Annotated in this window: 20 protein-coding genes and 2 tRNA genes; 15 read left to right on the forward strand and 7 right to left on the reverse strand. The window is 44.9% G+C overall.

Going from position 1 to position 23909, the window contains the following annotated elements; genetic code table 11:
- The first annotated feature begins 75 nt into the window (after nt 1–75).
- Nucleotides 76–978, forward strand: coding sequence for a deoxyribonuclease IV (locus ESP131_RS06830; protein WP_069940380.1), 903 nt, complete (start codon nt 76–78; stop codon nt 976–978).
- Between the two features lie 20 nt (nt 979–998).
- Nucleotides 999–1616, forward strand: coding sequence for a hypothetical protein (locus tag ESP131_RS06835; protein ID WP_050678377.1), 618 nt, complete (start codon nt 999–1001; stop codon nt 1614–1616).
- A gap of 123 nt (nt 1617–1739) precedes the next feature.
- Here ESP131_RS06835 and ESP131_RS06840 read toward each other — a convergent pair whose 3' ends face one another.
- The 3 genes from ESP131_RS06840 to ESP131_RS06850 are packed head-to-tail and all read right to left on the reverse strand — an operon-like array spanning nt 1740 to nt 5654.
- On the reverse strand, nt 1740–1910 hold the full coding sequence (locus ESP131_RS06840; protein ID WP_023467523.1) for a XapX domain-containing protein: 171 nt from the start codon (nt 1908–1910) through the stop codon (nt 1740–1742).
- Nucleotides 1911–1965: 55 nt separating this feature from the next.
- Nucleotides 1966–4119, reverse strand: a complete 2154-nt coding sequence (locus tag ESP131_RS06845) for an RNA degradosome polyphosphate kinase (protein WP_069940381.1) — start codon at nt 4117–4119, stop codon at nt 1966–1968.
- Entirely contained in the window at nt 4116–5654 is a 1539-nt protein-coding gene (locus ESP131_RS06850) for a Ppx/GppA family phosphatase (protein WP_029341049.1), read from the reverse strand. Before ESP131_RS06850 ends, ESP131_RS06845 begins: the two co-directional genes overlap by 4 nt.
- Before the next feature lie 215 nt (nt 5655–5869).
- Between ESP131_RS06850 and ESP131_RS06855 the strand changes: the two genes are divergently transcribed.
- The 5 genes from ESP131_RS06855 (at nt 5870) to ESP131_RS06875 (ending at nt 11413) form a co-directional block, all read left to right on the forward strand.
- Complete coding sequence (locus ESP131_RS06855) at nt 5870–6637, forward strand: metal ABC transporter ATP-binding protein (RefSeq protein WP_023467526.1); 768 nt, start codon at nt 5870–5872, stop codon at nt 6635–6637.
- The gene (locus ESP131_RS06860) at nt 6634–7503 is read left to right on the forward strand and encodes a metal ABC transporter permease (RefSeq protein ID WP_029341050.1); all 870 of its coding nucleotides are present in this window, start codon (nt 6634–6636) and stop codon (nt 7501–7503) included. Before ESP131_RS06855 ends, ESP131_RS06860 begins: the two co-directional genes overlap by 4 nt.
- A complete protein-coding gene (locus tag ESP131_RS06865; RefSeq protein ID WP_023467528.1) occupies nt 7475–7906 on the forward strand; it encodes a Fur family transcriptional regulator in 432 nt (143 codons plus the stop codon). The genes ESP131_RS06860 and ESP131_RS06865 overlap by 29 nt, the downstream gene beginning before the upstream one ends.
- 94 nt (nt 7907–8000) lie before the next feature.
- A complete protein-coding gene (locus ESP131_RS06870; RefSeq protein ID WP_069940382.1) occupies nt 8001–9431 on the forward strand; it encodes a bifunctional ADP-dependent NAD(P)H-hydrate dehydratase/NAD(P)H-hydrate epimerase in 1431 nt (476 codons plus the stop codon).
- 152 nt (nt 9432–9583) lie between these two features.
- Nucleotides 9584–11413 (forward strand): GGDEF domain-containing phosphodiesterase, encoded by a 1830-nt coding sequence (locus ESP131_RS06875; RefSeq protein WP_029341053.1) that lies wholly within the window; start codon nt 9584–9586, stop codon nt 11411–11413.
- Nucleotides 11414–11468: 55 nt separating this feature from the next.
- On the opposite strand, the gene ESP131_RS06880 is transcribed toward ESP131_RS06875, so the two are convergent.
- From ESP131_RS06880 to ESP131_RS06895, 4 genes are all read right to left on the reverse strand, one after another.
- Entirely contained in the window at nt 11469–12551 is a 1083-nt protein-coding gene (locus ESP131_RS06880) for a GGDEF domain-containing protein (protein WP_069940383.1), read from the reverse strand.
- Nucleotides 12552–12649: 98 nt separating this feature from the next.
- A complete protein-coding gene (locus ESP131_RS06885; protein WP_029341055.1) occupies nt 12650–13219 on the reverse strand; it encodes a 5' nucleotidase, NT5C type in 570 nt (189 codons plus the stop codon).
- Nucleotides 13220–13318: 99 nt separating this feature from the next.
- Nucleotides 13319–14428 (reverse strand): flavodoxin-dependent (E)-4-hydroxy-3-methylbut-2-enyl-diphosphate synthase, encoded by a 1110-nt coding sequence (ispG, locus tag ESP131_RS06890; RefSeq protein ID WP_023467533.1) that lies wholly within the window; start codon nt 14426–14428, stop codon nt 13319–13321.
- A gap of 167 nt (nt 14429–14595) precedes the next feature.
- Nucleotides 14596–15081 (reverse strand): hypothetical protein, encoded by a 486-nt coding sequence (locus ESP131_RS06895; protein ID WP_034785923.1) that lies wholly within the window; start codon nt 15079–15081, stop codon nt 14596–14598.
- A gap of 207 nt (nt 15082–15288) precedes the next feature.
- Between ESP131_RS06895 and ESP131_RS06900 the strand changes: the two genes are divergently transcribed.
- The 8 genes from ESP131_RS06900 (at nt 15289) to pstC (ending at nt 23908) form a co-directional block, all read left to right on the forward strand.
- The gene (locus ESP131_RS06900) at nt 15289–16932 is read left to right on the forward strand and encodes a Na/Pi cotransporter family protein (protein ID WP_029341057.1); all 1644 of its coding nucleotides are present in this window, start codon (nt 15289–15291) and stop codon (nt 16930–16932) included.
- Between the two features lie 128 nt (nt 16933–17060).
- Nucleotides 17061–17134, forward strand: a tRNA-Met gene (locus tag ESP131_RS06905).
- A gap of 11 nt (nt 17135–17145) precedes the next feature.
- A tRNA-Ile gene (locus ESP131_RS06910) sits at nt 17146–17219 on the forward strand.
- A 116-nt stretch (nt 17220–17335) separates the two neighbouring features.
- Nucleotides 17336–18796 (forward strand): alpha-amylase, encoded by a 1461-nt coding sequence (locus tag ESP131_RS06915; RefSeq protein WP_029341058.1) that lies wholly within the window; start codon nt 17336–17338, stop codon nt 18794–18796.
- A gap of 93 nt (nt 18797–18889) precedes the next feature.
- Entirely contained in the window at nt 18890–19498 is a 609-nt protein-coding gene (locus tag ESP131_RS06920) for a superoxide dismutase (protein ID WP_029341059.1), read from the forward strand.
- Between the two features lie 135 nt (nt 19499–19633).
- Entirely contained in the window at nt 19634–21706 is a 2073-nt protein-coding gene (locus ESP131_RS06925; protein ID WP_029341060.1) for a peptidoglycan D,D-transpeptidase FtsI family protein, read from the forward strand.
- A 225-nt stretch (nt 21707–21931) separates the two neighbouring features.
- Nucleotides 21932–22876 carry a PstS family phosphate ABC transporter substrate-binding protein gene (locus ESP131_RS06930; protein ID WP_050678389.1) on the forward strand — a complete coding sequence of 315 codons (945 nt, stop codon included), beginning with the start codon at nt 21932–21934 and terminating at the stop codon, nt 22874–22876.
- Nucleotides 22877–22966: 90 nt separating this feature from the next.
- A complete protein-coding gene (pstC, locus tag ESP131_RS06935; RefSeq protein WP_029341062.1) occupies nt 22967–23908 on the forward strand; it encodes a phosphate ABC transporter permease subunit PstC in 942 nt (313 codons plus the stop codon).
- The last annotated feature ends 1 nt before the right edge of the window (nt 23909 follow it).

Here is a 23909-nt window from a genome sequence, read left to right on the forward strand (position 1 = left end):
TGAAAAAACATTTTTCGGGTGTCTTGTCGTTTTCAAGATTTGGTACACTGTAAAAAGAGAAAGGTGGAAAAGAACATGAAAATAGGTTCACACGTCTCCGTTTCGGGGAAAAAAATGCTGTTAGGTGCAAGTGAGGAAGCGGCATCTTATGGTGCAACGACAATGATGGTCTATACAGGAGCACCTCAAAATACACGCCGTAAGCCGATGGAAGAGTTACGGATTCAAGAAGCATTGCAACATATGAGTGCTAATGGAATAGAGGAAATCGTCGTGCATGCGCCGTATATCATCAACTTGGGGAATACGACGAAACCCGAGACATTCGAACTCGCCGTTTCGTTTTTAGCTGCAGAAATTAAACGAGCAGAAGCGCTTGAAAAGGCGCAACACATCGTATTACATCCTGGTGCGCACGTCGGTGCTGGAGAAGAGGTCGGAATCAAGCGGATCGTCGAAGGACTCAATGAAGTACTGACAGGTGACGAACAGGTCAAGATCGCGCTTGAGACGATGGCTGGAAAAGGATCGGAAATCGGAAAAACCTTCGAGGAACTTGCTCAAATCATCGAAGGCGTCACACATCATGATCGTCTGTCCGTCTGTCTCGATACATGTCACGTGCATGATGCGGGATACGATATCGTACATGACTTAGATGGTGTTCTTGAACAATTCGATCGAATCGTCGGACTGGATCGTCTTGGTGTCATTCATGTGAATGACTCCAAGAATATCCGTGGTGCTAGAAAGGACCGTCATGAAAATATTGGTTTCGGTGAGATTGGATTTGATGCCTTACATCGTGTCGTGCATCATCCTGCCCTGGCACATTTACCGAAAATCTTAGAGACGCCATACATCGGTCTCGATCCAAAGAAAAAAGTGGCACCGTATAAACAAGAAATCGATATGTTACGTTCGGGTGCGTTTGATGTAGACTGGCGTCTACCGATTCTAGGAGCGCCGGTCGAATAACTCATAAAGGGGTGTCTGTGATGTGTCATATACTCGTCGTTGATGAGACTAGTTTTGCGATACGACAAGCTGTTGTCCACTATTATGAAACAAAGGAACCATTTTATTTGCCGGCAGAACTGGCAGAGGGAGAAGAAGTGTTTCTTGCGACGACTGATGGTATCATTGCGTATGCTGAAGCCTTGTTCACCGAGTATACGACACGTCCAGAAGATCCTTTTTGGTTGACGGCTGCTGACGATTCGGAAGGGGCGTACGTGTGTCTTGATCTCATCAGTGTGGATTTACGTCATCCGTTACTTGGACGACCACTCGTTCAACTTGGGATCAAAACCGGACCAGTCGAAGGTGTTTTTCGCACACGTCTGCTTGATTCATGGCAGTATGGGTATTTCGAAACCGATGTGCTGACACTCGAACAATCTAAACAACGTCGAATCGAGCGCTTCAAGGAGCGAAATCATCTGGAACAAGTCGCGCGTCAATGTATGCATTGTGAGGAGTCTAGGCAGTCGTTACTTGAATGGCATTTGACACCAGAAGGATATCAGACTGTTTGCCCGACCTGTCATCGATGGTTACATCAACAGATGCTTCATGCCGTGGATACGGCAGCGGCAACGGAAGAAAGTGAGTAAAAGGTTTTTTTTATTCAATCAGAGCTCGCACGACTAATCATTCAATCATTAAAATCTTAAAAAGAATCAAAAAAACAGTTCTCTTTTCTGCGCTGGCAGCAAAGAGAACTGTTTTCATTTAGATTAGAAAAAACGTTCTACTAAAAATAGATAAATTTTCATCCCAAGGAAGACACCAAAGATTCCGACGACGGCTGGGAAAACGGGTGGAGCAGGAATCGGTAGTTTTAATGCGGTGAACACGACGCCGCAGATGACACCTGCGAGAAGGGATAATAAGATTTGCTGAAGCATACATTTCGTCCTTTCTGCTGTAAATCAGCCTTTGAGGTAAAGTACGTATTAAACGTCAGGTGGCATTTTGATCAAGAATGACTTTGTCATCTTTCTTTTCAATCGTGATCCACTTTTGTGTCAATGGAGTTGTAAAACTAGGTTTTTGTTTTAGTTTCCCACTCGTATAGTCTTGAATCAGTAACTGGGATTCACAGCTCTGTTTTCCGTCTTTGACGTAATGATAGGATCCATCGGCTGCCTGTTCACGCGACTTCACATTATCAGCAAGGGCGAGGGCGAGACAATCCTTTAAATACTCTTTATGTTCTTCGTCCATGATCGGGAACAAGATTTCAATCCGTTTTCGCATGTTACGCGTCATCCAGTCAGCGCTTGACCCATACATCAAATCCTGTCCGTTGTGATGGAAGTAGAAGATGCGTGAATGCTCCAAGTAACGATCGACGATCGAGATGACGCGAATGTTCTCCGAAACATCTGGAATGCCAGGACGCAGACAACAGACGCCCCGAACGATGAGTTCGACTTGGACACCGGCACGCGATGCCTTGTAGAGCCGTAAAATGATGTCTTTTTCCGTTAAACTATTCATCTTGGCAACGATTCGACCGTTTCCGTGTTTTTTATGATGATGAATCTCTTCATCAATCAATGACAGGAACTTCTCAAGCATTGCATTTGGTGAAGTTTGGATGACGTTCCATTCCGGCTGTTCCCCGTACCCGGATAACCAATTGAAGAAGTTCGTCGCATCTTCGGCGATTTCTTCCCGAGCCGTCAGCAATCCGACATCCGTATATAACTTCGCGGTCGAATCATTATAATTGCCAGTACCAAGATGGACGAAACGCTGAATCTTGCCTTCGTGGAGTCGGACGACGAGCGTGATCTTCGAGTGGGTCTTTAAATCACTATATCCGTAAATGACATGGGCGCCGACCTTTTCTAGTTGCTTCGCCCATTCAATGTTCTTCGCCTCGTCAAATCGAGCCTTAAGTTCAACGAGGACGGTGACCTGTTTCCCGTTTTCGGCGGCCGTTTTCAAGGCCTTGATGATCGGAGAATCACCAGATACGCGATAAAGCGTTTGTTTGATGGCAAGGACGTTCGGATCATTCGCCGCTTGGACGATGAACCGGACGATAGGATCAAACGTATGATACGGATGATGCAAGAGATAGTCGCGTTCCAGCAATTGATTAAACAGATTTTTTGAACTATCGAGTGCTGGTGGGTCGACCGGCATGATCGTCTGATAAATCAAATGATCATATTCAATACCGATTTGACTGTAGAAGGCAAAGGAGAACGTCAAATCAATCGGACCATCCACGGCAAAGATGTCGCGTTCCTGTAAATCCAGTACATCGCGTAACATGTTGAGCAGTTCGGTATTGATGGCAGCTTTTTGAACTTCGAGTCGAATGGCGACTCCCCAACGCCGTTTTTTTAATTCTTTCTCAATCAGCTTTAATAAATCATGGGTACCTTCCTCATGAAACGGAAGGTCGGCATTACGCGTAATTCGAAACGGCATGGCAGACAACACACGATAACCTTTGAATAGACTATCGATGAAGGCGATGATGACGTCTTCGAGTAAGATGACAGCCGTCGTCTCGTCATCTTCTACCGGTAAATCGACGAATCGTGGCAAGACAGCAGGTACTTGTACGAGCGCCAAATTTCGTTTTGTCCCGTCTTCTGCCTCAAGCACCGTCGCAATGTTGAGTGACTTTGACGAGAGCATCGGGAACGGACGATAGGCATCGACGGCAACGGGCGTGAGTACCGGAAAGACTTGTTCACGGAAAAAGGATTTTACATAGGTCGTTTGTTCCGAAGTCAGAGCGTCGTATTTCAAGAATGTAATGCCTTCATCGGATAACGTCTGATTGATTGCTTGAAATGCTTCGTATTGCCGATCGACTAACTCTTTTGTTTTCGCTGCGATCGCACGTAACTGTTGTTTGGGTGTCATCTGTTGTTTATTTTCTGGTTTATTGAACCCGGCGAGTACTTCATCCTTTAAACCACCGACTCGTACCATATAGAACTCGTCTAGATTGGAACTAAAGATACCGAGAAACTTAAAACGTTCCATTAGCGGATTGCGTGTGTCAAACGCTTCATCCAGCACACGTTTGTTGAACTGGAGCCAGCTGAGCTCACGATTATTGAAATGTTCAGGTGTGTCGAGCTTCATGAAGGAAGATCTCCTTTCGTTTCGAAGGTAATCGTACAATCAATGATTCGTTCCAGATGTTTCTTTTGTTTTTCCGCTTTTTCGACTTCGAATCCATAATCATGATCCCCTGTATCGAGGACGAATTGGAGTTGATCCTTTTCAAGGAACAGTTCCAAATGATCGACAGCTTTTCGCTCCGTCACGTCGAGCGCATGACTTAATTTGAGGAGAGATCCAAGTAGGTCGAAGCGATCCAGCGATTTTTCCGTAAACCAGTCCTTGAAAGGTTTCGCAAGCTGGTTCATCCGTTTGGCAGAAGAATAGGAACTGACGAGCGAGAGAGCAACGCGATCCTTGTGCGTCATGCCATTCAATTCGGTATTCGTCAACAGGTAGAACGTCTGGTCCGATCGTGTATGTGGATTAATGTATTGTCCACAATAAAATAAGCGACTTGCTGAATCGAGCAGTCGTAGCTCAGACGCGCGTTCTGAAATCAAGTCGAGCGTGACGAGCTGCCGGTACATCGATTTGGCGAGTGTTCCAATATATGACGCACGATCTCGATTGACCTTATAGTCGCTTTCGAGCTGATAGAGACTTTGCTCACGTACGTTTTCAATCCGACGGTATGCTTCGTCCTGCACATCGAACTCGTAAACAAGACCTTCGCGAAGACCGAGATTACTCATTACGAATTCTTCCGCTTCGATGTGATGGGCTAACTCTTGAATCGCAATCAATGCCGGCAGGAAGATATCAATTCGATCTTTTGAGAGTCCTTCGATTTTCGATAGTTGTTTCGCCGACCTTCCTTCGAGATCGTCGACCATCTTCGCGAGTTCTTTCGCTTTGATTTGATATTGGTGAACACTTCGAAGGGGATAGTCCTGATTCGACTGATGGATCCGAACGAAATTTCGGGCTGAACCACCGACACCAATTAAAGGAAGCTTTTTATCACTCAGCCATGGAACCGATTCGAATTGTTCCCGTAGGAATTTCACCAATTTCTTCTTATCGCTGGCACTTAGTGTCTCGTCCGAAACGAATTGCCGTGTCAAGGTGACGGCACCAAATGGAAAGCTGTGATACGCCACCATTTCGCGATTTTCAATCAAGGTGACTTCCATGGAACCACCACCGATATCGACAGAAAAGCCATCAGTCAGGAAGGTCGAATTGATGATGGCAAAATAGCCATAGTATGCTTCTTGTTCATCTGTCAGAACCTGAATGGAAAAAGGCGTGTTTTCTGTAACGGATTCAACGATGGCATCTCGGTTCGTTGCATTACGGATGGCTGCTGTCGCGACACAGATCGTTTCTTCGACTTCATGGGTGACACCAACTTCATAAAAACGATGTAAAGTTTCTTCGAGTAAGGCGATGCCTTCATCATCGAGTGCTCCATCCTCGTTGATGTGAGCAGATAATCGGGCGACGACTTTAATATTAATCTTCTCGATATAGCGACCAGAAGCGATCGGATGGAAGATAACATAACGAATCGAGTTGGAACCGATATCGATGACTGCAAGTTCTTGTTTCAAATGACTCCGACTCCTCTCTGCGATGCGTGCACTAAAAGAATTCCCTCTCTGAACAAGCCGGAAACAGCTAGCTTCTTTCTTTATTGTACCTTGAATGTTTTCTAAGGAGGATAGGAAGTTGCTAGAGTTGCACCAATAATTGGCGGGCGCTATAATAAGACAGTTGATTAAGGCGTAATTATTCCGTTTTACGAAAACGGAAGGAGTGAAAATAAATGGAAACACCAATCATCGAGATTGATCAAGTCAGCTATGATTACCCAGATCGTCGGGTGTTGAATCAAGTCTCGTTTCAGGTCGAGCAAGGACAATTTTTAGCCATTGTCGGGGAAAATGGATCCGGAAAATCGACGCTGATCAAATGTATATTAGGGTTATTGCAACCGAAAGGAACGATTCGTTTATTTGGACAATCCCAATCACAATTCAATGAATGGTGGCGGATTAGCTATGTTTCGCAAAAAGCGGCAGCGTTCAACTCCGGTTTTCCGGTGACTGTCGCAGAAGTCGTTGAGATGGGACTGTACGCCAAAAAAGGACTCTTTCGTCGCTTATCTCGCGACGATCGAGACAAAGTACGAACGGCCCTCGAAACGGTCGGAATGTGGGAGCGACGCGATTCAAAAGTCGGCGACCTATCCGGTGGTCAACAACAACGTGTTTTCATCGCACGTGCGCTCGTCAACGATCCTGATTTAATGATCTTGGATGAACCAACCGTTGGTGTCGATCAGCGATACGTGAAAGAATTTTATGAGATCTTAGAAGAACTTCGTCGAGATAAGCGCCGGACATTCGTTCTTGTCACGCATGATATTCACTTCGTCAGTAAACTTGTCACGGATGTGATTCATCTGGTCGATGGACGTTTAGGGTGTAACTGTGGCATCAAGGAATACTGGGAACTAGATGAACAGACGATCCGCTCCCTCTATCCGGTTCCGGGACGTGTTCTCGTTCATGAAGGGAAGAGTGTCCAATGATTGAAGCGTTCATGACGTTAAAGTTTTTACAGTACGCTTTAGTGGCTGCCATTCTGATCGGATTCACGGCACCATTGATCGGTTCGTTCGTCGTCGTCCGGCGGATGAGTCTAATCGCAGATGCACTATCACACGTCACCCTTGCCGGAATTGCGCTCAGTCTCTTGATTTCTGGAATGGTCGCACAATTAGCGGACTTGAATCCACTATATTTAGGAATCGTGACGGCGGTCATCGCGGCACTGACGATCGATTGGTTGCGTGCGAAATACAAGCATTTCCAAGAACTCGCAATCCCAATCATCATGGCGACAGGGATGGGGCTTGGAGCAACATTTATCAGTCTCGCGAACGGCTTTTCAATGGATCTCGTCTCCTTCTTGTTTGGAACGGTCTCGGCTGTCGCCTTGACGGATGTGTACACGATTCTTATCGTGACGGTCGTCGTCGTCATCTTCGTCTTTGCTTTTTATAAGGAATTGTTGTTCCTCTCCTTTGACGAGGAGCAGGCGCGCGTTTCCGGGATTCGCCTTCGCTTAGTGCATATTCTCTTTATGATCGTCGTTGCGCTTGTCATTGCGATCAGTATGCGAATCGTTGGGATTTTGCTTGTCTCAAGCTTAATCACGTTACCGGTTGCGGCAGCACTTCGAATTGCGAAAAGTTTTAAGGCGACGATCTTTTTAGCCATCATATTTGGTGAAGTTGCGACAGTACTTGGGCTCATCCTGGCCTATCAGTTCGATTTGGCACCCGGCGGAATGATCGTCTTGCTTGCGGTACTTGAGCTGATCATCGTGATGCTGTTGGAACGTTTTTGGATAGGAGGGAAAACACATGAAGACGAACATCGAACAAGCGCGTGAACGCATGAAGGCTTCCGGGTTTAAAATGACACCGAAGCGTCTCGATTTGCTATCGTATCTGTTTGAAGTGAATCGTTATGTCAGTGCGCGGGAAGTAGCAGAAGCTCTTCGAACGTCTCATCCTTCGTTAAGTTATGATACAATCTATCGAAACTTGAATGACTTTTCGGAAATCGACTTATTAGAAGTGACGGAATTAGACGGTGAGATGAAATACCGAGCAGCTTGTGCTTCAGGACACCATCATCATCATTTGATATGCCGAATCTGCGGCAAGACGGAAACATTGAATGTCTGTCCGATGGAATGGGTTTCTCCGGTCCAAGAGACTGGCTTTGAAGTCGAGGATCATAAGTTCGAAATTTATGGACGCTGTGCGAATTGTCAACGCATGACATCTTAAATGAAAGAGGATGCCCGGTCGGGCGTCCTCTTTTTGCGTTTTAAAAGACTAGTCCTGTTCAAAACGGGAATAGTCGAACAGAGGTGATGAGAAGATGATTTATGATACACAAGAAGCGCGACAAATCGATGAGTGGGCACGGACATCCGGACTGCCACTTGAAGTGCTGATGGAACGAGCTGGAAGTCACATCGCAACACGTATCAAAGAGCGTCATAGGAAGACGGAGCGAATCTTGATTTTATGTGGGACAGGCAATAACGGTGGGGATGGGTATGTCATTGGACGCGAATTGATACGCGACGGATTTGATGTCACACTACATGCACCATTTGGAGAGAATCGTTCGGATACATCTATCGTTCATGTCCATTATGCAGAAGCGTTTGGACTCGTGACCGAACAACCGTGTGGTCAATATGATGTCATTCTAGATGCCTTATATGGAACGGGATTTGATCCAAAGCGGATGAATCAAGTGTTCGAAGCGCAGTGTGAATTCGTATCGGAACAAAAGCGACAAGGGGCACGTATCTATGCAGTAGATGTTCCGAGCGGAGTACCGACAGATCATGCAACGGAATTTAAGGAGACAGCGATTCGCGCAGACGTGACATTCCAATTGCATGCAATGAAACGATCTGTCTTTTTAACACGAACAGCCCCGTTTTATGGCGAATCAGAAACAATTGATATCGGATTACCGACTTTTGGTGAATGGCGCGTATCACCTAAGGATGTGACCGCCTTATTCAAGCGGGAGCCATACGGGCATAAAGGAACGTACGGGACGGCGCTATTGATTGGTGGAAGTGAGACGATGCCGGGCTCCATCCAACTCGCGACACGGGCAGCCTTACGAACAGGAGTCGGTAAACTACAAGTTGCGACGACGGCACTTGCGAAACATGGAATCATCGTCCAAGCGCCGGAAGCGATGGTCATTGATCAGACGTTACCAGCAATTCAGGAGATGCTCCCCTCCATCTCAGCAGTTGGAATCGGTCCTGGATTATCGCAAGAGGCAGTCGAAACATGGGTGGACCATCTACTTGAGAGTGATGTGCCGGTTGTATTAGATGCTGCAGCTCTAGTAAAAGAAAGTTATCCAGAACGAACCGCACCAATCATCGTCACACCGCATATCGGTGAATTCGCCCGGATGACGAACCAGAGTGTCGTAAGTATTCAAGATGATCTTTTTGGTCAGGCAACTGACTATGCCATCTTGCATCAAGTGACTGTCGTCTTGAAGTCCCATGTCATCTTAATCGCGAAACCGGATGGAGGCGGATTCGTCATCTCTGGTGCATCAAGTGGTCTCGCCAAAGGAGGAAGTGGGGATACTCTGTTTGGCATATTAACCAGCCTTCTTGCACAACATCCAACAGGCGACATCGAAAGAACATTAGCGCAAGGAGCAGAGTGGTATGCACGTGCTTCTCGGCAAGTTGAACGACGCTTACATCCGAGTAGCTTGCTAGCAACGGATGTCATCGAGGAGTTAGGTAGAGTCGAACTATAAAAACATCAATTTGAAAGAAAGTCTTCCACGATACGTATGAGGGAAGACTTTTCTTTTTAGGAAGGAATTGACACATTCCATTTAACAGGAGTATCATCAAGCGATGTCGAAACCTTTATACGGAAAATCTGACAGAAAGGAGGGGGAAAAGCATGGAGGATATCGTTCGGAAACAACAATGGTGGATCGGGAATTTTGCCTTATTCATGATGTTCGTTGGAGCTTTGATCATTTATACGACGACAGAAGAGACAATTAAGAATGCGTATTTGAGTCGTTCTGTCATCATTTCATTTTTAATCGTCATGGGTCTATTTATTTTTTATATTAGCCGTCGCAAGATGGGAATCGTTTTGCAAACGCACTTATTGTCCTTGATGTTGCTCGTCGTTCCGATTACATCGATTAGCTTTTTACCTTACGCGGCAGTTACCGTTTGGGCAAGTTGCTTTTTGTTTTTGATGATCGCTTTAATCTCGTATCAACGCATCATGATGTGGTACGCCATCATGGTTGCTGTCGCAACTAGTTTGTATGTCATGTGGAATGCCGATACCGTGACGGTAGAAATTGATCCGACGGACCATTATGGACGGATTGGCATGATTGTGATTAGCGTATCGATTGCGCTTGTCATCAATCACTTGCATATCCGTAATTTAAATCGGTTAAATGACCTTGCGATACAATTACACGATACAGCGCGACGTGATGAGGAAACAGGTGTCTTGAATCGCCAAGGGTTAAACGAAATTGATTTTCCAAGACCCGAACAACAGCTCATTTTCGTCGGAATTCATTTAGAAAACTACTATGAGTTGGCGCGGTATTTCGGAGAAGATATTCAGTCACAAGTACTACGTGCCTGTATCGAGCGACTCAAGAGACAACTACCTCCTTACCAAGCGTTTGCTCGGATTGAAGCAGGAACATTATTGATCGTCATGGAAAAGCCGGACGAGGTGGCATGTAAGGAAGCGATGGAAGAATTGAGTCAAGCAATCTCCGTACCATACGAAATCGAGGGGCATCATGTCTACGTCAACATATCCATCGTCATCGATAATGGAGAAGGGGCAACGGACAATCGGAAGCGTCGGGTACAGCAGTTATTGACTGCGTTACAAGAAGCCGCGCAACAAAATGAACGTGTGATGTGCATTGACCAAGCCTGGCGTAAGGATCAAGAATTGCGAGTCAAAGCAGCACAATCGCTAGCGCAGGCTAATATTGAAACGGATTTTCATCTCGTCTATCAATTGCAGTATGATGTCCAATCAGAGCAATTCATTGGTCTTGAGGCATTGGTTCGATGGAAGACCCCATTGCAGGGAGCTGATCGACCATCCGTGTTCATTCCGATTGCTGAAAAAAGTGACTTGATCATTCGTTTAGGAGAGTGGATCTTTGAGGAAGGGTGTAAGACGCGTAAAGCATTAATTGGTCTGGTTCCGGATGAGTTTACGCTGTCGGTCAACGTATCACCACGCCAGTTGACGAGTGAGGCATTCATGCCATTCATTGAACGAACACTACTCAAGTATGCATTAAAGCCGCAACAAATTAAGATCGAGATCACAGAAAGTCAGTCGCTTGATTTTGAGAGTCAGTCGATTCATCGAGCGCTTAAGCGTATCAAAACGCTCGATTTCCCGGTTTCGCTTGATGATTTCGGAACCGGACATGCCTCATATCACGTCCTAGAACGCTTATTGCCATTACGTCAATTAAAGATTCCGAAGCAATTCATCGAACAAATCGGCGAATCGGAGAAACGACAATCCATCCTCGAGTCAATTTTCCAATTGAGTCAATCGATGCATGTCGAATGTATCGTTGAGGGCGTAGAGACAGGAGAAGAAGTACGTATTGCCAAGGAAATCGGCATTCATCTATTCCAAGGTTATTTCTTTGCTAAACCGGTACCACTTGAAGAAATCATATGTCTCCTGCAAAAAACAAATGAAGGAACGGTCCGTTGACCAACAAAAGCCACTTCAGTCCGAATCGCTCGGAGGAGAAGTGGCTTTTTAGTATTCATTCCGATCGATACAGGCGATACTGATTTCGTCCTTGCGCTTTGGCTTCGTATAAAGCGCTATCCGCTTGCTTAAATACTGTTTCAGTTGGTTGTTGATGAGCGTAAGCAATACCTGCAGACACCGTAATGGATACGGCATGATCTTGCATGACGAATGGTGTTTGCTGAACGGCTGTTACGATTGTTTCAGCTAGGACGACAGGAGAATGCAGTTCAATGTCTGGAACGATGACGATGAATTCTTCACCACCATATCGACCGACCGTAACCGGTGCCGGACAATGCTCGTTCAATAAGATCGAAAAGTGGCGCAAGACAGCGTCTCCGACAGCATGACCGTGTGTATCGTTTATATTCTTAAAGTGATCCAAATCAAACAAGATAACGCCCCAAGAATCTTTACTTTTTTCGAGCGCCGTGACTTTTTCTAAAATGACATGGCGATTCGCGAGGCGCGTCAATTGATCGGTCGAAGCAAGGTAGGATTGATAAGAATAAAGAACAAAATGCTGCTGAAGAAGTGAAGACAAACGATAAAACAAAAAGGCTCCACCAATCGTTAAAATGAAATATGGAATATAAATCGTTCCCCAGGCATCCGCTGGAGAGTTACTCATAATCAATCGCGAGAGTACGAGTAGGGAACCGACCGTGACGATGGCAGAAAAGAAGTAACCTTGCCGTTTGATGAATCGACGACAAATAAAAGAAAGTACTAGAAATCCAAGTAGTGTGATGACAGAACTAAACAGAGCGCTTAGTGAATCTCCACTATCAATCACGAATCGATAAATCAAGAGCATCAGCCCTGTCACGGCAATACTGATATTACCACCGAACAAGGCAGACAAAGCGAGAGGTAATAACCGTAAATCAATCAATGCTCCATTTAAGTCGATTGCATGATGCATAAGTAGAATGCCAGTTATACCATTGGACAGTCCGAAATAGAGACGAGTAGACATTTTAGAGTCAGGTTGAATTGGCAAACGATCACGAAGTAAGTAAAAGGTGAACGTAGAAACGAAAAAAATAATACAAATATTCATAAAAAAGATATTCACTGTTGCAAGCATCATGAAGCCCTTCCTATATCAAAGTTTCAATCCTATAGTCATTGTACGATATCAAGTCATGTAATGACATAAAAATGGAAAAAACAGCCTAATCGGCTGTTTTAACGAATTGGTGCAAATTTTTGAATCTCTTGAACGGCCTCATTCCATGAAGCGACACGAATGACATTATTCGGTACGGCTTTACGGTTATAAGGTGCGTCGAACAAGATGACAGGAATAGATGTGTCTTCTGCGATCTGCACAGCATTCTCTAATCGGTCTTCCATGAATAAATCGAGTGATAAATCACGGACGACTTGTACTTTGTCGTGTGATCCCGTCATGATCAAGGAATCAAGAGGAAGTTCGTGTTGTTTGATCCACTCTTCTGTTACGGGACGAACGAGCTCCGATCGTGCTGTCACGTAATGGAGATCATATTGCTTCCGCAAATTCCATAAGTGGTGGCGGACGTGTTCTTGAGGAATAGATTCACGATAGATCCCGGTCTCATGACCAGAGTTCACCATGTAGTCCCAAAATTCGATTTGATTCATATTGGTATACGTATGCAATTCATACTCGGACGCCTGGTCGAAGTCGATCGACGTTCCGAGATATTTATTCATGTAAGTGAAGCAAGAGGATGGATGTGTGATCGTTCCATCGATGTCGATTCCAATTTTCATTTACAGTCACCCACGTTCTAAAAATTTTTCTTCACTTAGTATAACATAGTCGAAATCGAGATACGAAAAAAGACTCCTCGCGAGGGAGGAGTCTTTAACTTATGCGTGGTTCGCTTTTTCGGCTTCTTTTTCAGCCTGTTTTTCGAGAACGATCGCATCAATCTCTTTCTTCAATTCTTCGACCATCGTTGCTTCCGGTACTTTACGGATGATTTCTCCGTGACGGAACAACAATCCTTCGTTGCGTGCACCAGCGATACCGATATCAGCTTCACGTGCTTCACCAGGGCCGTTGACCGCACATCCGAGAACCGCGACTTTGATGTTCGCTTGGATGTTTTCGATATAGTCTTCGATTTCTGCGGCAATCGACATCAAATCGATTTCGATCCGACCACATGTAGGACATGAGATCAATGTCGCCGCGTTCGCCGCGAGACCGAATGACTTCAAGACTTCTTTTGCAACCTTTACTTCTTCGACAGGGTCCGCTGAGAGAGATACACGAACTGTGTTTCCGATTCCGCGTGACAAAATCGCGCCAAGTCCAGCTGCTGATTTTAATGAACCAGAACGAAGTGGACCGGATTCCGTAATCCCGACGTGAAGTGGGTAGTCGAACGATTCAGAAGCGAGTTGATACGCTTCAAGCGCCAACTGTACGTCTGATGCTTTAAGCGAGACGATGATGTCATGGAAGTCAAGGTCTTCGAGGATCTTAATATGGTGCAAAGCACTTTCGACCATACCACGAGCAGTTGGATAGCCATATTTTTCAAGAATATGCTTTTCAAGTGAACCAGCGTTTACCCCAATACGAATTGGGATGTTTTTCGCTTTTGCTGCTGTCACGACGGCTTCGACCTTTTCGCGACGACCGATGTTACCCGGGTTGATCCGGATTTTATCGACGCCAGCTTCGATTGCCATAAGCGCAAGTTTATAGTTGAAGTGGATGTCTACGACAAGCGGAATGTTGATTCGGCTTTTGATTTCTGCAAGTGCGAGCGCATCACGTTCTTCCGGACAAGCGACGCGGACGATTTGGCAACCAGCTTCTTCAAGACGTAGGATTTCAGCGACTGTCGCTTCGACGTCGTGTGTTTTAGTTGTCGTCATACTTTGGATGATGACTTCATTATTTCCACCAATGACAAGGTCCCCTACACGAACGGGACGAGTCTTAGAGCGATGGACCATTTTCGGCATATCGAAAATCTCCTTTTGTGGCATACCGCCATATTGTTTATGTTTACCTTTTCTATCATATCGAACTATTCCCTAAAAATCGAGAAACAAGAACGAAAATTGAACATTTACAATTGTTTAATGAAAGAAGGGCGTCCGTCAATCCGTCGGACGCCTGATTTTAATACTCATTGGGGTTTACGTGAAGCGCGTGGCTTTGAGGAACGGGCAATCCATAATGGCACTAATGTGTAGACGAAGTGTCCAATTACGAGCACCCCGATTCCGAAGCGAGGATAATCGAGTTGGTATAGAAGCATACCAAGTGGGAAGGACCAGAGATTCGTTGCAACCGTATAAGGAAACGTTTGGCGATATGCCCACGGACGGGGAAGTAACAATCGAACGAATCCCTTCGTTAGATACGCCATGAACAACACGTAAAGTAATACAGCAATTGCGATAAAGATGAAATGAAGGATGAACCAAGCAACGATCGGGATGCTTTTTTGTAAAAAGAAGGAATCAATGATCGTCGTCCAAAGCGAAATCCAAGCTAATCCACAAAAATAAAGGGAAACATCTGCCAAACGAAGACGTAAAAACAGACGATTTGGAATTAAGGAAGTTTGTAAGTAATTAATCAGTTGACGTAAAAATGACAAGTGAATCACTCTTTCTACTGTTTTAAAACAGGTTTTAATTGTTTAATTTTGATTGGTAATAAAGGGTTTATGTGTAATGGTACAGATTAATAAAACCTTAACAAACGGATGTCGCAAAAACTATTTACAAGTTCACCGGACCTTTACATAATGGGGAAGTTGAGAAAATAAACTTTACAAACACATCAATCCACATGAAATAAAGGAGCTGGCAAGATGAACTATGATTTGCAGGAAATGATTTTCACCTTCATCGGTGGACTCGGGATTTTCCTATTCGGTATTAAGTATATGGGAGATGGGCTCCAAAAAACAGCAGGAGACCGATTACGTTATATCCTTGATAAATATACGACAAATCCATTGTTAGGTATCCTAGCAGGTATCGTCGTCACGATTTTGATACAGTCGTCGTCAGGGACGACCGTCATCGTTGTCGGACTCGTTAGTGCAGGTCTGATGAATTTACGACAGGCGATCGGAGTCGTCATGGGGGCTAACATCGGAACAACGATTACGGCTTTCATCATCGGCTTTAACGTCAAGGAAGCTGCGCTTCCAGCAATCGCAATTGGTGCTTTCTTGATCTTCTTCTTCAATAAAGAACGGGTTCAATACATCGGACAGATTTTCTTTGGCTTTGGTGCATTGTTCTATGGTCTCACTTTGATGGGCGACGGAATGGCTCCGCTTGAATCAAGCGTCTGGTTCCGTGAGTTGACGGTATCGATGTCGGATAACCCATTGCTGGGTGTCTTCGTCGGAACAATCTTTACTGTTCTTGTTCAGTCGTCGTCAGCAACGATCGGTATCTTACAAGAGTTGTACGCTGGTGGCATGATCGATATCAAAGCAGCTCTTCCGGTCTTGTTCGGTGATAACATCGGAACGACGATCACAGCAGTACTCGCAGCACTTGGTGCGTCGATTGCAGCTAAACGAACAGCAGCAGCACACGTCATCTTCAATATCATCGGAACAGTATTGTTCCTGATTGCATTACCAATCTTCTCAAGCTTCATCACATGGATCACAGGCACGCTTGAATTAGGTCCGAAAATGCAAATCGCCTTTGCACACGGAACATTCAACGTCGTCAATACGTTGATTCAATGTTGGTTCATTGCGCAAATCGCATGGCTTGTACAAAAAATCGTACCGGGTACGGATACGACGATTGATTCAAAACCGCGTCATCTCGATCAAAATATCTTGAACCAATCTTCGGCACTCGCATTAAACCAAGCGAAGCTTGAAGTGTTACGAATGGGTGAATTCTCAAAAGATGCGCTTGCAAAAGCACACCGTTACACGCAATCGCATGATAAAAAGGATGTATCAGAATCAGAACAGATCGAATATGCGATTAATCATTTAAATACAGAAGTCACAAGTTATCTCGTTAAAGTAGCGGCACATGATTTATCAGAGCGTGAATCAAATGAACACTCGTTACTGATGCATGCCGTCAATGACTTTGAACGAATTGGTGACCACGTCGAAAACATCGTCGAATTGGTCGATTTCCAAATCGTCAACCGGATTCAGTTCACATCATCAGCGAAACAAGAGCTTGATGATATGTATGCCTTGACGCAAGAAATCGTCGACTGTGCCGTTCGCGCCGTCGAAGAGGACGATGTTACACGAGCTCGCAAAGTTCTAGAACTCGAAGGTAAACTTGATGCACTCGAACGTTCATTCCGTAAACACCATGTCCTTCGTGTTAACGCTGGCGAATGTACGGGCCAAGCAGGGATGATCTTCGTCGATCTCTTGTCGAACCTCGAACGAATTGGCGATCATGCTGTAAACATCACGGATCTCGTCCTTGAACAGCGGACGGCATTAACGAACTAAGCGAAATACGATTTGTCTATGTCAGCTGATTTCAAAAAATGAAATCAGCTGTTTATTTTTTTGAAATAGCATATTGACAAGTTTCGCCACATCTCGTAATCTAGTAAGAGTAAAGCAACATACATCATGGCGGTGTAGCTCAGCTGGCTAGAGCGTACGGTTCATACCCGTGAGGTCGTGGGTTCGACTCCCTCCGCCGCTACTATTACTTAAGGACCCTTAGCTCAGCTGGTTAGAGCTGACGGCTCATAACCGTCCGGTCGCAGGTTCGAGCCCTGCAGGGTCCATTCAGTAGAACGCACCTCGTTGAAAAACGAGGTGCGTTTATTTTTGTTCCTCCGGGGAATAGTAAAGATATTGTAATAATATTCATACTATAGTAACTAAGGGAGAGCGAAGAGAGATGGAACGTAACCATACGATGATGCAGTTTTTTGAGTGGCATGTAGAGAATGATGGGAAGCACTGGCAACGCTTGAAAGAGCGGGCGCCTGAATTACGTGCTGCCGGCATCACGTCCGTGTGGATTCCACCGGCGTCAAAAGGTCAATCAGATGAAGATACAGGATATGGAATTTATGACGTATATGATTTAGGCGAATTTGATCAAAAAGGAACGGTCCGTACGAAATACGGTACAAAGGATGAACTCGTCGAAGCGATTCAAGTCGCTCGTGAGAATGACATCGCCATTTATGCGGATGTTGTCATGAACCATAAAGCAGCAGCCGATGAACTTGAGACAATCAATGTCGTTGAGGTCCATCCAGAAGACCGTTCGAAAGAAATTTCAGAAGAATTCGAAATCGAAGCATGGACGAAATTTACGTTCCCTGGTCGAAACGGAAAATATTCGGATTTTGTCTGGACACATGAATTCTTTAATGGAACGGATTTCGATGCTCGTGAAGAAAAAACCGGTGTCTTCAAGATATCCGGTAAAAATAAAGACTGGAACGATCAAGTCGATGACGAATTCGGAAACTATGATTATTTGATGTTCGCGAACATCGATTATAACCATCCGGAAGTACGTGAAGAGATGATCCGCTGGGGGCATTGGTTCCAAGAGACGATTGACTGCCAAGGATTCCGACTCGACGCAATCAAACATATCAATTATGAATTCGTTCATGAATTTGCAAAATCGATGATCGAGAAAAATGATGGCGATTTCTATATGGTCGGGGAGTTCTGGAAATCAGATCTCGATGATTGCCGTCATTTCCTTGATAGCGTTGATTACACGATCGATTTGTTCGACGTTCCCCTTCATTATAAATTCCATGAAGCTTCGAACCAGGGACAAGAGTTTGATTTAACAACGTTGTTTACAGATACGCTCGTCGAATCACACCCGACGAATGCTGTCACGTTCGTCGATAATCATGATTCACAACCAGGTGAATCACTCGAATCATGGGTAGATGACTGGTTCAAACAGCATGCGTATGCATCGATCTTACTTCGTAAAGACGGTTATCCATGTGTCTTCTACGGTGACTATTATGGAGTGCAAGGACCTCATCCTGTAGAGGGTAAAAAAGAAATGATTGATGCTTTACTGTATGCACGTTATCACAAAGCATATGGTGACCAAGAAGATTATCTCGATGATCCGCATTGCGTCGGTTGGGTTCGTCGAGGCGTAGAAGAAATCGAGAACTCTGGCTGTGCTGTCTTATTGTCGAATGCTGACATGTGCGAGAAGCGCATGTTCGTTGGTGAAGAGCGCGCGGGACAAGAGTGGTTCGATTATACGAACCACCAAGATCACCCAGTTGTGATCGACGATGAAGGATTCGGTGTCTTCCCAGTTCCAGGTGGAGGTGTCTCTGTTTTTGCTCCACGAGAAGTCGAGTAAATCCGAGGGTCTTGACTTGCGTCAACACAGGTTCTTTTGCTAGTCTTAAAGGGTATTGAAGTTTTCGAAAATAGCACAAAGGGGGACATGAACATGTCAAAATTTGAATTACCAGAACTCGGCTACGCTTATGATGCGCTTGAGCCACATATCGATGCTCGTACGATGGAGATTCACCACACGAAACACCACAACACGTATGTCACGAACGTGAATGCGGCGCTTGAGGGTACAGAACATGAAGGAAAGTCACTTGAAGAACTTCTTCAAAACTTGGATGCTCTCCCAGCAAACATTCAAACTGCAGTCCGTAACAACGGTGGCGGTCACTGGAACCACTCATTCTTCTGGAAACTGCTGAAGAAGAACGATGGAGCTGCTCCAACAGGGGAACTCGCGACAGCAATCGATGAATCATTCGGATCATTTGATGCATTCAAAGATGCGTTCGCGAAAGCAGCAACAACTCGTTTTGGTTCAGGTTGGGCTTGGTTAATCGTTGATGGTGGGAAATTGGCGGTCGTTTCGACACCAAACCAAGATACACCAGTCATGGAAGGCAAAACACCAATCCTCGGTCTTGATGTTTGGGAACATGCATACTATCTCAACTATCAAAACCGTCGTCCTGATTACATCAATGCGTTCTTCAACGTCGTTGATTGGGATCACGTAGCGAAGCTTTACGCTGACGCGAAGTAACGTGAAAATGAGCGTATCGTTCAATTGTGAACGATACGCTTTTTTTAATGCGGAAAATGATGGGATAGGTTGTTATGGAAAGTTTCCTTCTATATAATGAAACAAGATGACTTTTGAACGATAGGGGAGTACGCCATGGCTAAACGAATCACCGTACGAGGAAGACGGCGTAATCATCTGCCGCTTCGTCTGAATTTAATGTTCTTCGTCGTTTTTTTATTGTTTGCGATTTTGATTTTCCGTTTAGGAGTCGTGCAAATCGTCAATGGTGAGAAAATTTCGCGGGAAGTTCAAAAAACAGAAATGATCGCATCAAAATATGAAGTGCCACGCGGAAAGATTTATGACCGGGATGGTCGTCTTTTGGTTGATACGATTTCTAAATACTCCATCGTCTACCGTCGAGCACAAACGACGAAAGTCGATGAACGCATTGAGATTGCACAGCGCCTTGCGGCAATCATTGATTTGCCTAAAAAAGATTGGAAAGTCACAGAACGTGATATTAAGGACTTCTGGATCGCGACAAACACGAAAGAGTCTGATCGTCGTTATCAAGAAGCCGTCAAACAGAAATATCCTTCAGCAGAAGCACAAAGTAAACTATCAATCGCAGAACAGGATCAAATCCGATTAGATGCGATTACGAAAGACGATATCGATTATGACGATCAAACGATGGAAGTCATTGCGATCAAACACAACATGGAAGTCGGATATGCGCTTGATCCACAACTCGTCAAACTCGGTGCTTCTGCAAAAGAGATGGCGATCATCGATGAAAATCTAGAAGATTTAAAAGGTGTATCGGTGGAACCGTTCTATGAGCGTTCTTATCCATATGAAGGAACACTTCGAAACATCTTTGGGAAGTACTCGAAGATTCCAGCAGAACAACAAGCGGAGTTCAAAGCAAAAGGTTACAGCTTGAATGACCGTGTCGGAACATCATTCCTTGAACAACAGTATGAGGATCTTCTGCGCGGGAAACCCGCGTACGATGTGTATGAGACGTTCAATGGAGAGCCGGTCGGTGATCCAAAACGCGAAGAAGGCGAGTCCGGTAAAGATCTCGTTCTGACCGTGGATGCAGAGTACAACAAACAAGTCGACCAAATCATGCAACAAGCGATTAAAATGGGGCGTGGCATGGGTAGTCGTTATCTAAAAGAAGGTTACGCCGTCGTCATGAACCCACAGACTGGTGAGATTCTTGCGATGTCTGGTCAAAAGTTGGATCCATCAACCGGTAAGTTCTCAGATGTCGCAATCAATAACGTGTTGACATCCCTTCAGATTGGTTCGACGATCAAAGGTGCAACAGTTGCGATGGGACTCGAAGAGGGTGTCATCCGTCAAAACGAAGTCATCAATGATGCGCCGATTACAATCGGGGGTACAAAAAAAGCATCGTACGTCAACATGGGAGCAATCACGGATTTGACGGCACTTGAGCGTTCATCAAACGTTTATATGTTCAACATTGCGATGCGGATGGCGAAGTATCCAAGTAACGGTATTGCCGGAGCAAGTGTAGACGGAGCAGCTGCGATCATGCAGAATTACTATAGTCAGTTCGGGCTTGGAGTGACAACGGGTGTTGATTTACCGTACGAAGCAAAAGGTGTTCAAGGGACACCTGACCGTGTCACGCTACTCATGGACCGAGTCATCGGACAGTATGATGCCTTTACACCGCTACAAGTCGCACAGTATATTTCAACGCTTGCCAACGGTGGTTATCGTGTTCAGCCGCACTTCTTAAAAGAAGTGCTCGCGTCGAATTCGATTGAAAAAGGGACAAAACAAGTTGATTATAGCTTCAAGACGAATTACCTGAATCGGATTGAAGTCAGTCAAGATAACATTGATCATGTTCGAGAAGGATTGCATCGTGTTGTCAAGGGAGAGCGTGGTACAGCAAAAATCATCGCACAAACTGGTATTGATGCAGCTGCTAAAACAGGTACAGCGCAGGTCAGTGTCTATGGTGACGATGGAATCGCCTTACGTGACGGAAGCGGTCAACCGGTTCGTTCATTGAACTCGAACCTCGTTGGCTGGGCGCCGTATGATAATCCAGAGATGGCGTGGGCCGTGTTCCTTCCTTATATGGAACAAGAAACCGTCAACTCGAAAATTGGTCACGATCTTGTCAAAGCGTACTTTAATGTCAAAGATATCCCGTGGCAAACTAAGCCAAATTAACTAGATGGAAAACGAGAGTGAGCAATCACTCTCGTTTTTTTGTTTGCATTGACCTTTTTTTCTAATGGATTTCGAATTGTAAACACTAAAAAACACGCCTTTACAATTCTTTTACGTTGGATTCATTTCGTTTTAATAGTTCATCCGTAGTATAAGTCTTGTAAGGAAAACGGATAAAAAGTCGTAGCATCGTCAGCGACATACTTTCGAGGAGGAAAATTAATCATGTCTTGGATGAAAAAAACAGCACTCATCACAACGGTAGCATCAATCGCAGTAGTGGGGGCAGCATGTGGTAACGATAAAGGCGGTTCTGCTAGTTCATCTGATTTAAAAGGAAAAATCGCAATCGACGGTTCTTCTACTGTCTTCCCGATCATGGAAGCTGTCGGTGAAGAATATTCGATGGAACAACCTGACGTAGATGTCACAGTCGGTGTCTCTGGTACAGGTGGCGGATTCAAACGCTTCGTCGTTGGGGAAACAGATCTTTCAAACGCGTCGCGTGAAATTAAAGAAGAAGAAGAAGCTGAAGCGAAAAAGAACAACATTGAATTCACAAAAATGGCACTCGCATATGACGGTTTGACTGTCGCAGTCAGCAAAGAAAATACATGGGTAAAAGAACTCTCAATGGAGCAACTCGAGAAAATCTGGCTCGATCCGAACATCAAGACTTGGAAAGATGTCGATTCTTCTTATCCGGCTGAACCATTGAAATTCTTCAGCCCAGGTAAAGACTCAGGAACATTCGACTTCTTCTCTGAGGAAGTACTTGAGAAAAAAGATATGCGTAAAGATGTTCAATTATCAGAAGACGATAACGTTCTCGTCAAAGGTGTTGAAGGAACGAAAGGCGCAATCGGATACTTCGGATATGCGTACTACGCAGAGAATAAAGATAAGTTGAAGGAAGTACCACTTTCTGCTGAAGGCAAAGATGCAGTTGATCCAACACCAGAAACGATCAAAGATCTCTCTTATCCACTGTCACGTGAAATCTACACGTACATCAATAACAAATCGATGAAAGACAAAAAACAAGTCGCTGATTTCGTTCAGTTCACGAACGAAAACGCTGGTGATCTTGCTGAAGAAGTTGGATATATCAAAATGCCGCAAGATCGTTACGATGAAAACGCAAAAGCAATTGAAGATGCAATGAAATAAATCATCGAGTCATGAGGATGGCCCAACCGGGGAAGTCTGTACCGGTTGGGTCCCGTTCTCATGTCAAGAAGGAGTAGGGAGTGAAGAAGGATGAGTTCACCACAAAATAAATCGGTTCGCGAGCTGATTCAACAGAACCGACAGCAAAAATATAGTATGAAAAACGTCATGGAACGCGTCATGCCGATCGTGTTATTCCTTTGTGCGTTTGTCTCGGTCGTTACGACCATCGGCATCATTCTCACGTTAGTCATTGAAACAGAACACTTCTTCGAAGTCGTTCCGTTCAAGGAATTCTTCGGCAGTACGAGCTGGTATCCACTCAACTCACAACCAGAGTATGGAATTTGGCCACTTGTCGTCGGTACGCTTGAGATTACCGTGATTGCGATGCTAGTTGCCGTGCCGATCGGTCTCACATCAGCGATTTATTTAAGTGAGTACGCGTCAGACCGCGCACGCCGTATCTTAAAACCAATTCTTGAAGTGTTAGCAGGTGTTCCAACGATCGTCTTCGGATTCTTCGCATTGACGTTCGTTACACCATTGCTTGTCAAGTTGATTCCAGGTATTCAAATTTACAATGCGCTCAGTCCGGGGATCGTCGTCGGGATCATGATCATTCCAATGATTGCTTCGATTTCTGAGGATGCGATGAGCTCTGTTCCGAAAAAAATTCGTGATGGTGCGCTTGCACTCGGTTCGACTCGTCTTGAAGTTGCATTGAAAGTCGTTGTTCCAGCTGCATTATCAGGTATTATTGCATCGATCGTACTCGGTATGTCACGTGCAATCGGGGAGACGATGATCGTAACAATCGCTGGTGGTTCGAATCCGACAGCTGCGATCGATCCACTCGAGCCAGTCCAAACGATGACAGCGTATATCGTTCAGGTCGCCTTAGGTGATGCTGGATTTGGAACTGTCGAATATTACAGTATCTATGCGGTTGGTACACTCTTGTTCGTCTTCACATTAGTGATGAACTTACTTGCGAACTGGATCACACGCCGCTTCAGAGAGGAGTACTAAG

Origin of the sequence: Exiguobacterium sp. U13-1 (assembly GCF_001750115.1) — a bacterium.
GTDB lineage: Bacteria > Bacillota > Bacilli > Exiguobacteriales > Exiguobacteriaceae > Exiguobacterium_A > Exiguobacterium_A acetylicum.